We start from the raw sequence: 14,967 nt of genomic DNA on the forward strand, positions 1-14,967 counted from the left end.
TTTTTTTGTCTGTTAGCAAGACATTATAATTATTTTAACCAATAATAAGCAAGGTGAAAAGCTATAAAATACATATTCTATCTATCATATTAACGGCAGTATCATTTACAAATAACGGTTGGTGTTCTCCCATTCAAACGCAACCAGGTAAGAAGAACTTTACGGTGGTTCTGGATGCAGGACATGGAGGTCATGATCCTGGTAATTTAGGGAATAGCTATAAAGAAAAAGATATTGCTCTTAAAATAGTACTAGCTGTTGGAGCCATTTTGGAAAAAGAAACCGATATTAATGTAGTTTATACTCGTAAAACAGATAAGTTTATCGATCTGTATGTTCGAGGTAAAATTGCAAATGAAGCTAATGCAGACCTTTTTGTTTCCGTACACTGTAATTCGCATGGATCAGAGGCCAGTGGTACCGAAACATTTGTGTTAGGATTGCATGCCAATAGACAAAATTTTGAAGTGGCGAAAGCGGAGAACTCGGTAATTTATTTAGAAGAAGACTACGAGACCAACTATGCTGGCTATAACATTAACTCACCTGAATCATTTATTGCCTTGACAATTGTGCAGGAGGAGTTTTTGGATCAAAGTATTATGTTGGCAAAGAATATTCAAAGCAATTTCACTAAAAAGCTCAAAAGAAAAAATAGGGGCGTAAAACAGGCAGGTTTTATTGTATTGCATCAAACATTTATGCCCAGTGTTTTGGTGGAAGTAGGTTTTTTAACTCATAAACCAGAAGGCCGTTATTTAAATTCGGCTTCAGGGCAAGTTGAAATTGCTGGATCTATTTCCAAAGGTATTTTAGCCTATAAAAAGTCGGTTGGAGAAAATGTTGGTAATGACTTTAGTTTTGAATCTCAAAATAATGAAGTAACACCTGAAACCTCTATTACAGTAATAGATAGTATTACTAAACAAATAGAAAATAAAAAAGACCAAAATCCAAAGTTGGTATTAACCTATAAAATTCAAATTGCAGCAGGTGCTTCAAAGTTAGAACTCATTCCGGCTAATTTCAGGGGGCTTAGGAATCTTTCACGAGAAAGCTACCAAGACATTTATAGGTATCTTTTTGGAGAAACCAATTCCTTTAGTAAGGCACAAGAGCTTCAACAAGAGGCTGTGAAAGCAGGCTATACCTCCGCCTTTATTGTGGGGTATCGCAATGGTAAACGCACCAGTCTTTCAGAAGTTTCAAAATCGGCTTCCAATTAAGTGGTTTCTTTACAAATTATTTCTAATTTTGTCTGAAATAGAAAATAGATTCATTTGAGACTTTCTCGGGAAATTAAAACGGCGATTATTGTATTAGGAGGGATATTATTATTCATTTTAGGATTTAGCTATCTAAAGTCTAACTCTATTTTTCAAAGTTATCGTACTTTTTATGTGGTCTATGATCACGTGGGAGGACTTGCAGTAGGAACGCCGGTTACTATCAATGGTTTTTCTGTAGGAAATATTCAAGACATAAGGTTCAAAGACAACAGTGGTAAGTTGATAGTTACTTTTAACGTAGAGAATAAATTTGAATTTTCTAAGAATAGTATTGCCCAATTATATGATACAGGCATTATTGGTGGCAAAGGAATTCAGGTAATACCAGTTTTTGATGGAAGCACTCCAGCAAAATCCAAAGACACCTTACAAGGTAATATTAAACCAGGTCTTACAGAATTGGTGACTCAAAAGTTAACACCGCTGCAAGAGCAAATAGGATCCACACTATACAGTGCAGATTCATTGCTGTTAAATATCAATACCTTGCTGGATGATGATACCAAGCTGAAATTCAAAAACAGTATTAATGACCTTGGAATTGTAATTTCAAATTTCAAAAACACCTCACGAGATATTGACCTAATTATTCGTGGGAATAAGGAAAAATTAGATAGCACACTTGGTAATGTAGCGAATATTACAGAAAACCTTTCAAGTCTTTCAGATTCTTTAGCAAAAGCTAATATTGGAAAAACGGTGAAAGATCTACAATCCACAATTACAAGTTTAGATAAAGTTCTTGCCAGTATTGAAAGAGGTGAAGGATCTGTGGGTAAATTATTAAAAGATGAGTCTTTTTATAACAATATGTCTGGAGCTTCAAAACAATTGGAACTCTTATTAGAAGACATGAAACTCAATCCAAAACGATATGTTCATTTTTCTTTGTTTGGAAAAAGGGCAAAGCCTTATGAGCCTCCAGTAGAAAGCAAAGAAGAAAACAAATAATTATGACCCAATATCTCTTTACTATATTATTTGCGATTCTCCTTATTTTGGGAATAGGGTTTTTCATTTTGAATGTTAGAAAACTCATTCGCAACATTAATCTTGGAAAAGATGCAGATGTCTCAGACCATCAGACAGAACGTTGGAAAGCTATGATCAGAATTGCTTTAGGGCAGTCTAAAATGGTGGTAAAACCTATAGCAGGGATACTCCATATTGTAGTCTATGTTGGCTTCATCATTATAAATATAGAAGTATTGGAAATTATACTAGATGGACTTTTTGGAACCCATCGTATGTTTGCAGGTTTGGGAGGATTTTATGATTTCTTAATAGGTTCTTTTGAAATACTGGCACTCTTAGTGCTTATTTCTGTTTTTGCGTTTTGGATCAGAAGAAATATCATGAAGTTGCAGCGTTTCATGAAACCTGAAATGGAAGGTTGGCCCAAAAACGACGGTAACATAATTCTGTATTTTGAAGTGGTATTAATGTTATTATTCCTAACGATGAATGGAGCAGATTACCAGTTACAACAAATGGGTGCAGCGCATTATGTTGAAGCCGGTGCTTTTCCAGTGAGTCAATGGTTATCTCCATTACTTTCCGGATTATCGGAAGCCGCTCTTATTACTGTAGAGAGAACCGCTTGGTGGCTCCATATTATTGGTATTCTATTATTTTTGAACTACTTATATTATTCCAAACATCTTCATATTTTATTGGCTTTCCCGAATACTTTTTATGGAAACCTTAAGCCTAAGGGACAATTTAGAAATTTAGAATCCGTTACCAAAGAAGTTAAGTTAATGATGGATCCAGAAGCAGATCCCTATGCAACTACAGAAGAAGGAGATGAAGATCCTGCTAAATTTGGTGCTTCAGATGTAACAGACCTTAGCTGGGTGCAGTTAATGAATGCATATACGTGCACAGAATGCGGCAGATGCACAAGTGAATGTCCTGCAAACCAAACGGGAAAAAAATTATCTCCAAGAAAGATTATGATGGATACCAGAGATAGATTGGAAGAGGTTGGTAAGAATATTGATAAAAATGCAGGTGTTTTTAAGGATGATAATAAATCATTATTAGATGATTATATAAGTAGAGAAGAATTATGGGCATGCACTTCATGCAATGCTTGTGTAGAAGCATGCCCAGTAAGTATAGATCCTTTATCTATAATAATGGATATGAGACAATATTTGGTCATGGAAGAATCCGCCGCTCCTTCAGATCTCAATAATATGATGAGTAATATTGAGAATAATGGGGCACCTTGGCCTTATAATCAGATGGATAGATTAAATTGGAAAAACGAAACATAAATTAAATGAGGTAAAAATGAAAAAAGAAGACGTTGAAAAATTATTGCATGATAAACTAGAGTCTGGTGAACATATCAGTCCGGTTCTGCCAGATGGAATTAAAAATTATCTCATTGATATTGACGGTACTATTTGCGATGATATACCTAATGAAGAGCCTGAACGTATGGCTACTGCAAAAGTATATCCAGATGCACTAAAAACATTAAATAAATGGTATGAGGAAGGGCATATAATATGTTTTTTTACTTCCCGAACCGAAGATCATCGTAAGGTAACGGAAGACTGGTTGAACAAATATGGATTCAATTATCATAGTTTACTAATGGGTAAACCAAGAGGAGGTAATTATCATTGGATAGATAATCATTTGGTGAAAGCAACACGATATAATGGCAAATTCACAGATTTGGTTGAAAAAGAAGTTACTATTCAAGTATTTGATGACGGCAAATATGATTAAAAGCTATAAATAAGGGTAGACTTTTAGAATTAAAGATTCCCTTATTAGAAGAAATAATATTATAAATTATGGAGAGTAACCAAGGTTTACATGTACCCACCATGGCAGAAATGATAGCAGCGGGTAAAGAACCAGAAGTTTTATTTTGGGTTGGTTGTGCAGGGAGTTTTGATGATCGTGCTAAAAAGATCACAAAAGCTTTTGTTAAACTTTTAAACAAAGCTAAGGTTGAGTTTGCTGTGCTAGGTGCTGAAGAAAGTTGCACTGGTGATCCTGCGAAACGTTCTGGAAATGAATTTCTTTTTCAAATGCAGGCGGTTACTAATATTGAGGTACTTAATGGTTACGAGGTTAAAAAAATTGTAACCGCATGTCCACATTGTTTTAACACCCTAAAAAATGAGTACCCTTCTTTAGGCGGAACTTACGAAGTAATGCATCATACACAATTCCTTAAGACTTTATTGGATGAAGGAAGACTAACTATAGAAGGTGGACAATTTAAAGGAAAACGAATTACTTTTCATGATCCCTGTTATTTAGGAAGAGCCAACAATGTTTACGAAGCTCCAAGGGAGCTTATTCGCAAACTGGAGGCAGAATTGGTAGAGATGAAAAAGTGTCGTAAAAATGGGCTTTGTTGTGGTGCGGGAGGTGCTCAAATGTTTAAAGAACCCGAAAAAGGAGATAAAGATGTTAACATTGAAAGAACAGAGCAGGCATTGGAAACACAACCAGAAATTATAGCAGCAGGATGTCCTTTTTGTAATACCATGATGACTGATGGCATTAAAAATAAAGAAAAAGAAGCTGAAATTGCGGTGATGGATGTAGCCGAGCTTATTGCGAATGCATCAGACCTTTAATACCTACTCTAGATGATTGTGCCATTTGAAACCTTACCAGAAAATTCCCGTATTTGGATCTATCAAGCCAACAGAGGGCTTTCACAAGCTGAAGTTGAAGAAATAAAAGAACAAACAAATCTTTTTTTAACATCATGGACAGCACATGGCGCTAGTTTAAAAGCAGGCTTTGAGATTAGATACAATAGGTTTATAGTTATTGCATTAGACCAAGAATCACATTCGGCAAGTGGATGCTCTATTGATGCATCTGTTCACTTTATTCAGGAATTAGAAAAAAAGTATAACATTGACCTCTTAGACAAGATGAATGTTTCCTTTAAACAAGGAGAATATGTTGCTTACAAACCTCTTAAGGACTTTAAAAAAATGGTAAAAGACAAAGCCGTAAATCAAAATACAGTTGTCTTTAATAATCTTGTCACTACTAAAGGAGAATATATGGAACACTGGGAAGTTCCAGCAAAAGAAAGTTGGCATGCTCGTTTTCTAAACTAACATATTCTTTACAAAAGATACCAATTACCGAAATTGTTGTTAAATAAACGATTTTGGTTTTCATTGTAACTGCTTAGACGTATATTTTGAAAAAATTCAATATTAAAATGTTTAAGAAGAGTTTTTTACTCCTTTTATCTTTTTTTGGAAGTAGTGTTTGTGCGCAACACATGGAGGTAAATCCATTACTTTCAGAAGACGCAATAGATCAAAAGTCATGGGTGCAACAACGCTATGACTCTTTGTCTATTGATGAAAAAATAGGACAACTTCTCGCCTTAAAAGTAAATTTATCCTTAATCAATAAAGATCGTGAAGTTTTAATAACCACGCTTGAGAAATATCCGGTAGGAACCCTAATTGTTAAGCAACCAGAAGATTGGTCTACCTTTAATTTGGTTAATACTTTTCACACAGATTTAAGGATTCCATTATTGATTGGAGCAGAAACTCATTTTTCTTTCCCAAAACCTTCCGTATTAGCGTCTATAGATAATAAAGACTTACTTAAAAAAACAGGAAAGCAAATTGGATTAAAAGCAAGACGTTTAGGTATACATTTAAATTTTTTGCCTGGAATTCCTGTTTATTCATCCAATTCAGGTAGTATAGCAAGTAGTTCTTATAGCAAAGAGCTAGAACGAGCTACTACTTTCATGAGAGGCTTACAGAGCACGGGAATTTTAAGCTGTGGGAACTATTATTTCGATAAAAAACCAAAAATAGCCACCTCTTTGGATAGTTTGATGACTGGTTTCTTTTCTGTGATGCCACACGAACTTTCGCTTTTAAATTATTATACTACATTAATTGATAAAGGAATATCTGCAATTACTACTTCTTATGAAGACATTGCTTTTCCTTCTTATATTAATGAAATACCAACAGAACTTTCAGAAAACAGACTTCCAGAAATACTTAAAAACAAAATAGGTTTTAAAGGATTGCTTATTTCTGATATTGCTTCTTCTGAACATCAGGTATTGGAAACTTTTCTTGCAGGAAACGATATACTGAGATTTTCAATAGAAGTTCCTATTGTTTTTAATAAATTAAAAGAAGCCTATAAATTAGGTGCTATTTCTGAGGAACGTCTGGCGTATTCTGTCAAAAAAATACTAATGGCGAAGTATAAAGCAGGATTGCATTTAATTACCAATAACAAAAAGGAAGAATTAACTCCTGAAATGGACACCATAGAGGATTTAGTTTTGATGGAAAATTTGGCAGAAGCTTCCATTACGCTCATTAAGAATGAACATGAATTACTTCCAGTAAGAAACCTTGATCTTAAAAAGATAGCGTATGTGCCTATGGGTGATGGAGATTATTCAACATTCTTAAATACCATGAAATTGTATGGTAAGGTTGATCTTGTACAAGCCCCTTTACTGGATGAATTATTGGCCAAGTTGAAATCGTATAATCTGGTGATTATTGGATTACATCCATCAAAAATAAGAGCAAAAAAGGTAAATCAGTTTAGTGCAATTGAAAAGACATGGTTATACGAAATTAGCAGACAATACAACGTGATACTAAATTTATTTACCAATCCATTAGAATTAGCAAAACTCTCATCTGTAACAAATACAGAAACTATTTTGGTGAGTTATCAAAATGAGTCTGTTTATCAGGAAAAATCTGCTGAAATAATTTTTGGAGCAATTCCCACTAAGGGAGTGCTACCAGTTTCTATAGCAGAAGAGTTTAAGGCTGGTATCAGCATACAAACTAATGCACTATCTAGATTATCTTATGGATTGCCAGAACAAGTTGGAATACAGTCTCAAAAATTAAAAAAAATTGATTCTGTAGTGCATCAAGCCATTGACTCAATGATTATACCTGGAGCACAAATACTCATAGCTAGAAAGGGTAAAGTAATCTATCATAAAAGTTTTGGAAAAACACGTTATCAAAATGGAGAGATGGTTACCAACAATCATATTTATGATTTGGCTTCCCTTACTAAAATTCTATCTACACTGCCCATGATAATGAAGCTTGAAGAAACAGGTAAATTAAGCTTGCAAAGTGCTCTGAAGCAGTTTTATCCAGCGTCTAAAGGCACGAATAAAGAAAATGTGACGCTTTTAGAAATGCTTACCCACTATGGCAGATTAAAACCTTGGATTCCATTCTATTTATATACCTTGAATAATGCTACTAAAAGGCCTTCCTCTCTGTTTTATAGTAAGTATCCAAAAAAAGATTTCACCACCAAGGTGGTAGGTAATCTTTATATACGCAATGATTATAAAGATTCTATAAAGCAACGTATTCTGGAGACAGATTTAAGAAAAAGAAAAGAATACAGATATAGTGATTTACCCTATTATATTTTGAAAGAGGTAGTAGAGAGAGAGTTTGGTTCTTCTTTAGATGTAATCACACAGCAAAAGTTATATGGCTCTTTAGGGGCCTACAATACAACATACAATCCTTTAGATAAATTTCCCAGAGCCCGCTTAGTACCTTCTGAAAATGACACGTATTTTAGGCATCAGGTAATTCAAGGATACGTCCATGATATGGGAGCTGCCATGCAAGGAGGTGTTGGTGGGCATGCAGGTCTTTTTAGCAATGCCAATGATATTGCCAAAATAATGCAAATGTATCTCTGGGAAGGGTATTATGGTGGTAAACGTTATTTTAAAACCAGAACTATTGGTAGGTTTAATAAATGTTATTTTTGCCAACGTAATAATAGACGAGGTGTGGGGTTTGATAAACCACAATTGGTTGAAAATGGACCTACTTGTGGTTGTGTTTCCATGAAGAGTTTTGGCCACAGTGGATTTACAGGTACTTATACGTGGGCAGACCCAGAAAAAGAAATAGTTTATGTATTTTTATCAAACCGTACTTTTCCTACGGCCAGTAATAGAAAATTAATAACTGAAGGAACTCGAACCGTGATACAGCAGCTCATTTATGATGCAATTATTGATTAGTTTTATAGACCCTTTACCAATATTGATAGATAAAAAATGAAAATTGCAATAGTATGTTATCCTACCTTTGGAGGTAGTGGAGTAGTGGCTACCGAGCTAGGAATTGCATTGGCAAACAGGGGGCATGAAATTCATTTTATTACGTATAAACAACCCGTTAGATTAGCCTTGCTTAGCAACCATATTCATTTTCACGAAGTTCACGTTCCAGAATATCCTTTGTTTCATTATCAGCCTTATGAACTTGCTTTGTCTAGCAAACTGGTAGATATGGTGAAGCTTCATAAAATAGAATTGCTTCATGTGCATTATGCAATACCACATGCATATGCAGGATATATGGCTAAAAAAATGCTAAAAGAAGAAGGTATTTCTATTCCAATGGTTACCACGTTGCATGGAACAGATATTACACTGGTTGGAAATCATCCATTTTACAAACCTGCCGTAAATTTCAGTATCAATAAATCCGATGTAGTTACTTCTGTATCAAAAAGTCTTAAAAATGACACACTTCGCCTTTTTGATATTGAAAAAGAGATTTATGTAGTTCCTAACTTTATTGATATTGCCAAGTATGCAAATGATTTTACAGATTGTCAAAGAGATATGATGGCAACTAAAGAAGAACGAATTATTACACATATCAGTAACTTTAGGCAAGTTAAGCGCATCCCTGATGTAATTGATATTTTTTATAAAATACAATTACAAATACCTTCCAAACTCATTATGGTTGGGGAAGGTCCGGAAAAGGAACTTGCGGAATATCAATGTGAAAAATTAGGAATTCAGGATAAAGTACTTTTTTTAGGAAATAGTAATGAGATTGATCGTATTTTGTGTTTTTCAGATTTATTTTTGTTACCCTCCGAGACGGAAAGTTTTGGTTTGGCAGCTTTGGAAGCGATGATTAATAAAACGCCTGTAATTTCAAGTAACACTGGAGGTATCCCCGAGGTCAATATTAACGGTGTAACAGGATATCTAAGTAATGTAGGAGATGTAGAAGATATGGCCAGTAATGCTATAAACATACTTAAAGACAAAGAAGTACTAAATATTTTCAAAGAAAATGCAAGGATAGAGGCCTCAAAATTTGATATTGATGCCATTGTTCCTCTATATGAAGAAATTTATAACAAGGCTTTTAGTTTGGCGTAAATTCAATGTATCATGAAAACACAGTTGTTATTTCTTTCTTTTATTTTCTTTATTTCAACGTCATCTGTAAATTATTATTCAATGCAGCCTTCTTATGAATTAGTGGTGAAAGACACATCAGGAGGTCCTAGAAGTCCGCAGATTTTAGTGGTAAAAGAATATTCCAGCCTTAAAGAGTTCTATAGTAAGGTGAATCAAACCCGAAGGCCAGGTTTGGCATTGCCAAAAGTAGATTTTGACAAGGAGTTTATACTGATTTTATGTTTGGGAACTATGCAAACAACCGGACATGATATTTCTATCACCAAATTAAACGTGTCCAAAGATGAATTAACCATATTCGTGAGTGAGGAGCATCCCAAAGATTTAGAAAAAATGCCTAAAGTACTCAATGAACCTTTTAGTATCTATAAAGTTAAAGGTAACTACACCAACATTCAATTTAAAAAAACAATCATAGATTAAGGTAGTTAATAATGTTTTCTTATGCAGATCAAAAAAGGCAAATAGCAGTTAACATCTTAAAAGGAGTATTTCAAAGATTTTTTTTGACTTACAAAGGAATTTCTAGGATATTTACCCTCAAATGTCTATTCTATAGTAAGTATAATTTTAGATACTGAGTGTAGAAAAGATTTGATTTCAATAAACCAGCGTTAGAATATGTTATTCAACTCTATTGATTTTTTCATTTTTTTACCGATAGTTTTTGTTTTATACTGGTTTATAGTTTCCAAAAATCTTCGTTTCCAAAATTTTTTAATATTAGTTGCCAGTTATATCTTTTATGGTTGGTGGGATTGGCGTTTTCTGTCACTCATTATTTTCAGTACTATTATTGATTATACTATTGGAATTTTTTTGTTGCGATCAAAGAAGCAATTAAAACGAAAGCTACTTTTATATACCAGTGTTATTGTAAACTTAGGTTTTCTTGGCTTTTTCAAATATTATAATTTCTTTGTAGAAAGCTTCACTAATGCTTTTACTGCCTTTGGCTATGCCATTCAACCCAACACATTAGATATTATTCTACCAGTGGGCATTAGCTTCTATACTTTTCAAACACTGAGCTATACTATTGATGTGTATAGAGAAAAACTCACCCCTACTAAAAATTTTGTTGCGTTTGCCGCATTTGTGAGTTTCTTCCCTCAATTAGTGGCAGGTCCTATTGAGAGGGCTACACATCTTTTGCCACAGTTCTATAGTAAGCGAAACTTTGATTTAAAAAAAGCAAAAGATGGTTTACGTCAAATGCTTTGGGGATTATTCAAAAAAGTAGTTATTGCAGATAATTGTGCAAAATACGCCAATATAATATTTAATAATTCTAGTGAATATACTGCAAGTACCTTAGTGATGGGAGCCTTTTTCTTTGCCTTTCAGATTTATGGGGATTTTTCTGGGTATTCTGATATTGCTATAGGTGTTTCCAGACTTTTTGGATTTGACTTAAAGCGCAATTTTGCATTCCCATATTTTTCAAGAGATATTGCAGAATTCTGGAGAAGATGGCATATTTCATTATCAACATGGTTTCGGGATTATTTGTACATACCTTTGGGAGGTAGTCGTGGCGGATTACGAATGAAGGTTCGTAATACCATGATCATTTTTTTGGTTTCCGGTTTCTGGCATGGTGCCAATTGGACTTTTATTATTTGGGGAGCACTCAATGCTATATATTTTCTCCCTTTGTTATTACTCAATCGGAATAGAGTGAATACAGATTTGGTAGCAGAAGGAAAATGGTTGCCAAATTTAAAAGAACTGTTTCAAATGCTCACGACTTTTTTTTTAACTCTTTTTGCATGGATTTTTTTTCGTGCCAATAACATATCTCATGCATTTGAATATCTTAGCGGTATCTGGTCTAAAAGTATTTTAACTATTCCAGAAATATTCCCTTCGTATCTAATTTACCTCATTATTGTTTTTGTAATTGTGGAATGGCTTGGGAGGCATGGGCAATACGCTATTGAAGAATTAGTGAAATTTGGTAAAGGATGGAGGTGGGCTTTTTACTTTAGTGTGATCGTATTATTATTTGCTTACGCCGGAGAAGAACAGGCATTTATTTATTTTCAGTTTTAATGCATGAAAAAGTTTTTAGTCAACATATTAGTTTTTTGCATGACAGGAATGTTAATAGGGGAGGTAATTGCCAGAACGATGCATTTAACTTCAGACATTCCAAGAAGAACAATAGATCAAAATTATATACAAAAGTATCTTCCCGGACAAAAAGGATATTGGAAAGGGGGAGACCATTCTTGGAGTATTAATGAGATGGGATGGCCCGGGAAATTGCCAAATAGTTTTGACAACCTTCAAGTTATTATTGGAGATTCTTTTATTGAAAACTTTATGAATCCTCCAGAATGCCATCAATCCATATTTTTAAAAGAAAAAATACCTGAATTAAATTTTATGGAAGCAGCTAGATCTGGTGTTTCCTTAATTGAAGCAATGGAAATTGCTAAACAGTTAGATAGTTTACAACCAGAAAATTACTTTCTTTATGTTAAGAATGAAGATTTTATAGAAAGTATCAAAGAAATTAAAGCATTAAAAGATATAACTCAGGTATCCTTAGTGAACCAAAAGATTATTCATGGAGAGATGAAATCTCCGGGTCTAAAAAGAATTCTCTATAATTGGAAATTTCTATATTACCTTTATAATCGCTTCCCTATAGGAAGGGGTACCAATAATGAGCAATCATTGAAAGAACCGGATGCTCCCTTAGTTTTAGATAGTAAAATCCCAGAACTGTTACATTTCATTAAAAAGAATTATCGTATAACCAATAAGATATTTGTTTTTATGCCAAATACAGATAAGGTTATCATTGAAGCAGTAGAAGAAGCTGGTTTTAGAAGTATTAAATTAAATGATGATGGAGATAAAAATTGGTCTTTTGAGCATGACAGTCATTGGACTTGTTACGGACATGAAAGAGCTGCCAGTCAGGTAGCAAAAATGATAAAAAAAACAACTTATTAAACCCCTGATTTAAGACTATGCTTTTTAATTCTGTTGAGTTTTTTATTTTTTTGCCTATTGTATTTGTTCTTTATTGGTTTGTTTTTAACAAACACTTAAAAGCACAAAATATATTGGTATTGGTAGCCAGCTATTTTTTCTATGGTTGGTGGGATTGGCGCTTTTTGTTTTTAATCTTTCTTAGTACTGTAGTGGATTACCTGGTTGGTTTGAAGATCTTCCATAGTGATAATCAATCTATAAGAAAGCGTTGGTTAGCGGTTAGTGTTGCTTTTAATGTAGGTTTACTAGGCTTCTTCAAGTATTTCAACTTTTTTGTGGATTCATGGATTGATATGTTGGATGCTTTAGGAATGCCAACTGGAAGTACCTGGACTTTACAAGTAATATTACCAGTAGGAATCTCTTTCTATACATTCCAGACAATGTCTTACTCGTTTGATATCTATTATAAAAAACTAACACCTACTAGAGATTTTATTTCTTTTGCTGCCTTTGTTGGCTTTTTTCCTCAGTTGGTAGCGGGACCTATAGAAAGAGCTTCTAATTTACTTTCACAAATTACCAACAAGCGTCATTTTAATTATGAGCAAATTGTAGCAGGTCTTAAACTAATTTTATGGGGTCTCTTTAAAAAATTGGTGATAGCAGATGGGATAGCACCTATTGTAGACGATGTTTTTGCAAATTATGCAGATTACCCAGCTTCTTCACTGGTTTTGGGTGTTACACTTTTTAGTTTTCAGGTATATGGTGATTTTAGTGGTTATTCTGATATCGCAATTGGTACTGCGAAACTTTTTGGAGTAGAACTAATGTCTAATTTTAAATTTCCAAACTTTGCTAGAAATGTCGCAGAATATTGGCAAAGATGGCACGTTTCGCTATCTACATGGTTTAGACATTATTTATATATCCCATTAGGAGGTTCTAGAGTGGGGAAGTTAAAATCTGTTCGTAATATTATCATTATATTTCTAGTTTCTGGATTTTGGCATGGTTCCAATTGGACGTTTATTTTTTGGGGAGGAATTCATGCATTGTTCTATATTCCGGTCTTTCTTATGGGAAGAAACAGAATTTATATGGGAAATGTGGTAGCGCAAAATCGCTGGTTTCCTTCTATGATAGAATTATTACAAATGTTTCTCACTTTTGTTATTGTCACTTTTTCAAGAGTATTTTTTAGATCAGCTTCTTTGACGGACTCATTTGGGTTTCTGAATCAGATATTTACAGATTTCAGATATGAAGCCTATGCACATCCCTCAGGATATAGAATGATTGATTATTATATTCTGATAGCCCTATTTTTACTTTATGAATTCCGGATTCGTAAAGATGAAAGATCACCATTTAAATTTAAATCACCTGTTGTTCGATTTATTGTATATTCTATTGTCTTATTGTTAATTTTAATGTTTTACGACAGTAGTTTTGATCGTTCCTTTATTTATTTTCAATTTTAAGGAATATGAAAAGGTTAATTTTAAAAAGTATTATTTACAGCGTATTATTGTTAATAGCTTTAGAACTATGGGTACGTGCATTGCATCTGAGCAAAGACAACCCAGTTCGATTTATAGATGATAAAAAGGTTGAAAAATGGCAACCTAATCAACAGGGGCATTCCGTTACGGGTAATAGGAGACAGAATTTTTCGGAGTATTATATAAATAATTTTGGTTTTAATTCTTACAGGGAGTTTAAACCAACTGAGAGCAAAGAAGAAATTGCACTTGTAGGGGACTCTTTTATTGAAGGCTTTCATCAAAATTACTATAACTCTACAGGTAAAAAAATAGAAAATAAATTACCTAATATTGAAGTATATGAATATGGATATGCTGGATATGATATGGCAGATCAATTGCATCTTATCAATGCATACAAAGAGCAGTTTGATCTAATTGATCATGTAATATTGGGAATTAAATTTAGTAATGATCTAAATAGGGGTACCTACACGACAATAGCAGCCAGAATGAAGTTTGAACAGCCTATGTATCGTTTATTACGAAAAAGCAAGCTTCTGGTATATGTACAGAATATTGGTGCTTTAGATCCTATTAAAAATATGGCAACTGCTTTGATTTCATTAGGTAAAAACAAATCTGATAAAAAGGAAACGACAAATGAAAATCAATTGGCAAAAGAAAGGGAATATCTTGCCAATTTGAAAAGTCTTATTGCTACTTACGGCTTTGATAAAAAGCGTTTTTCTTTTTTGTTAGACTCTAGAAATACCTCTCCTTTGTTTATGGATTATTTAAAGGAAGAAAATATTCAATATATTGATTATGCGAATGAGTTTGAAAAGGCAAAAAAACCCACCACGCTTATATATGATAAACACTGGAATAATTATGGGCGCGAACTAATTGCCAAAGTAATTATCAATTATATTGAAGAAAGCAAAAAATAAATATATGTTTGGAA

At 33.6% G+C, this 14,967-nt stretch carries 13 protein-coding genes; all 13 read left to right on the plus strand.

What is annotated here, in order from left to right; genetic code table 11:
• Positions 1-53: 53 nt before the first annotated feature.
• Positions 54-1,226 (plus strand): N-acetylmuramoyl-L-alanine amidase family protein, encoded by a 1,173-nt coding sequence (locus tag WBG07_RS15000; RefSeq protein ID WP_340202339.1) that lies wholly within the window; start codon positions 54-56, stop codon positions 1,224-1,226.
• A 54-nt stretch (positions 1,227-1,280) separates the two neighbouring features.
• Positions 1,281-2,240, plus strand: a complete 960-nt coding sequence (locus WBG07_RS15005; RefSeq protein WP_340202340.1) for an MlaD family protein — start codon at positions 1,281-1,283, stop codon at positions 2,238-2,240.
• A gap of 2 nt (positions 2,241-2,242) precedes the next feature.
• Positions 2,243-3,571, plus strand: coding sequence for a 4Fe-4S dicluster domain-containing protein (locus WBG07_RS15010; protein ID WP_340202341.1), 1,329 nt, complete (start codon positions 2,243-2,245; stop codon positions 3,569-3,571).
• Between the two features lie 16 nt (positions 3,572-3,587).
• Complete coding sequence (locus WBG07_RS15015; protein WP_340202342.1) at positions 3,588-4,034, plus strand: HAD family acid phosphatase; 447 nt, start codon at positions 3,588-3,590, stop codon at positions 4,032-4,034.
• A 68-nt stretch (positions 4,035-4,102) separates the two neighbouring features.
• The gene (locus tag WBG07_RS15020; RefSeq protein WP_340202343.1) at positions 4,103-4,900 is read left to right on the plus strand and encodes a (Fe-S)-binding protein; all 798 of its coding nucleotides are present in this window, start codon (positions 4,103-4,105) and stop codon (positions 4,898-4,900) included.
• A gap of 12 nt (positions 4,901-4,912) precedes the next feature.
• Positions 4,913-5,398 carry an ABC transporter ATPase gene (locus WBG07_RS15025; protein WP_340202344.1) on the plus strand — a complete coding sequence of 162 codons (486 nt, stop codon included), beginning with the start codon at positions 4,913-4,915 and terminating at the stop codon, positions 5,396-5,398.
• A gap of 107 nt (positions 5,399-5,505) precedes the next feature.
• Positions 5,506-8,355, plus strand: coding sequence for a serine hydrolase (locus WBG07_RS15030; RefSeq protein ID WP_340202345.1), 2,850 nt, complete (start codon positions 5,506-5,508; stop codon positions 8,353-8,355).
• A gap of 36 nt (positions 8,356-8,391) precedes the next feature.
• Positions 8,392-9,519 carry an N-acetyl-alpha-D-glucosaminyl L-malate synthase BshA gene (bshA, locus tag WBG07_RS15035; RefSeq protein WP_340202346.1) on the plus strand — a complete coding sequence of 376 codons (1,128 nt, stop codon included), beginning with the start codon at positions 8,392-8,394 and terminating at the stop codon, positions 9,517-9,519.
• Between the two features lie 12 nt (positions 9,520-9,531).
• Entirely contained in the window at positions 9,532-9,984 is a 453-nt protein-coding gene (locus WBG07_RS15040; RefSeq protein WP_340202347.1) for a hypothetical protein, read from the plus strand.
• A 198-nt stretch (positions 9,985-10,182) separates the two neighbouring features.
• The gene (locus WBG07_RS15045; protein WP_340202348.1) at positions 10,183-11,616 is read left to right on the plus strand and encodes an MBOAT family O-acyltransferase; all 1,434 of its coding nucleotides are present in this window, start codon (positions 10,183-10,185) and stop codon (positions 11,614-11,616) included.
• A gap of 39 nt (positions 11,617-11,655) precedes the next feature.
• Positions 11,656-12,528, plus strand: a complete 873-nt coding sequence (locus WBG07_RS15050; protein WP_340202349.1) for a hypothetical protein — start codon at positions 11,656-11,658, stop codon at positions 12,526-12,528.
• Positions 12,529-12,545: 17 nt separating this feature from the next.
• The gene (locus WBG07_RS15055; protein ID WP_340202350.1) at positions 12,546-13,997 is read left to right on the plus strand and encodes an MBOAT family O-acyltransferase; all 1,452 of its coding nucleotides are present in this window, start codon (positions 12,546-12,548) and stop codon (positions 13,995-13,997) included.
• 5 nt (positions 13,998-14,002) lie between these two features.
• Positions 14,003-14,953 carry a hypothetical protein gene (locus WBG07_RS15060; RefSeq protein ID WP_340202351.1) on the plus strand — a complete coding sequence of 317 codons (951 nt, stop codon included), beginning with the start codon at positions 14,003-14,005 and terminating at the stop codon, positions 14,951-14,953.
• The last annotated feature ends 14 nt before the right edge of the window (positions 14,954-14,967 follow it).

The sequence above is a fragment of the Ascidiimonas meishanensis genome (genome assembly GCF_037782385.1).
Taxonomy (GTDB): domain Bacteria; phylum Bacteroidota; class Bacteroidia; order Flavobacteriales; family Flavobacteriaceae; genus Ascidiimonas; species Ascidiimonas meishanensis.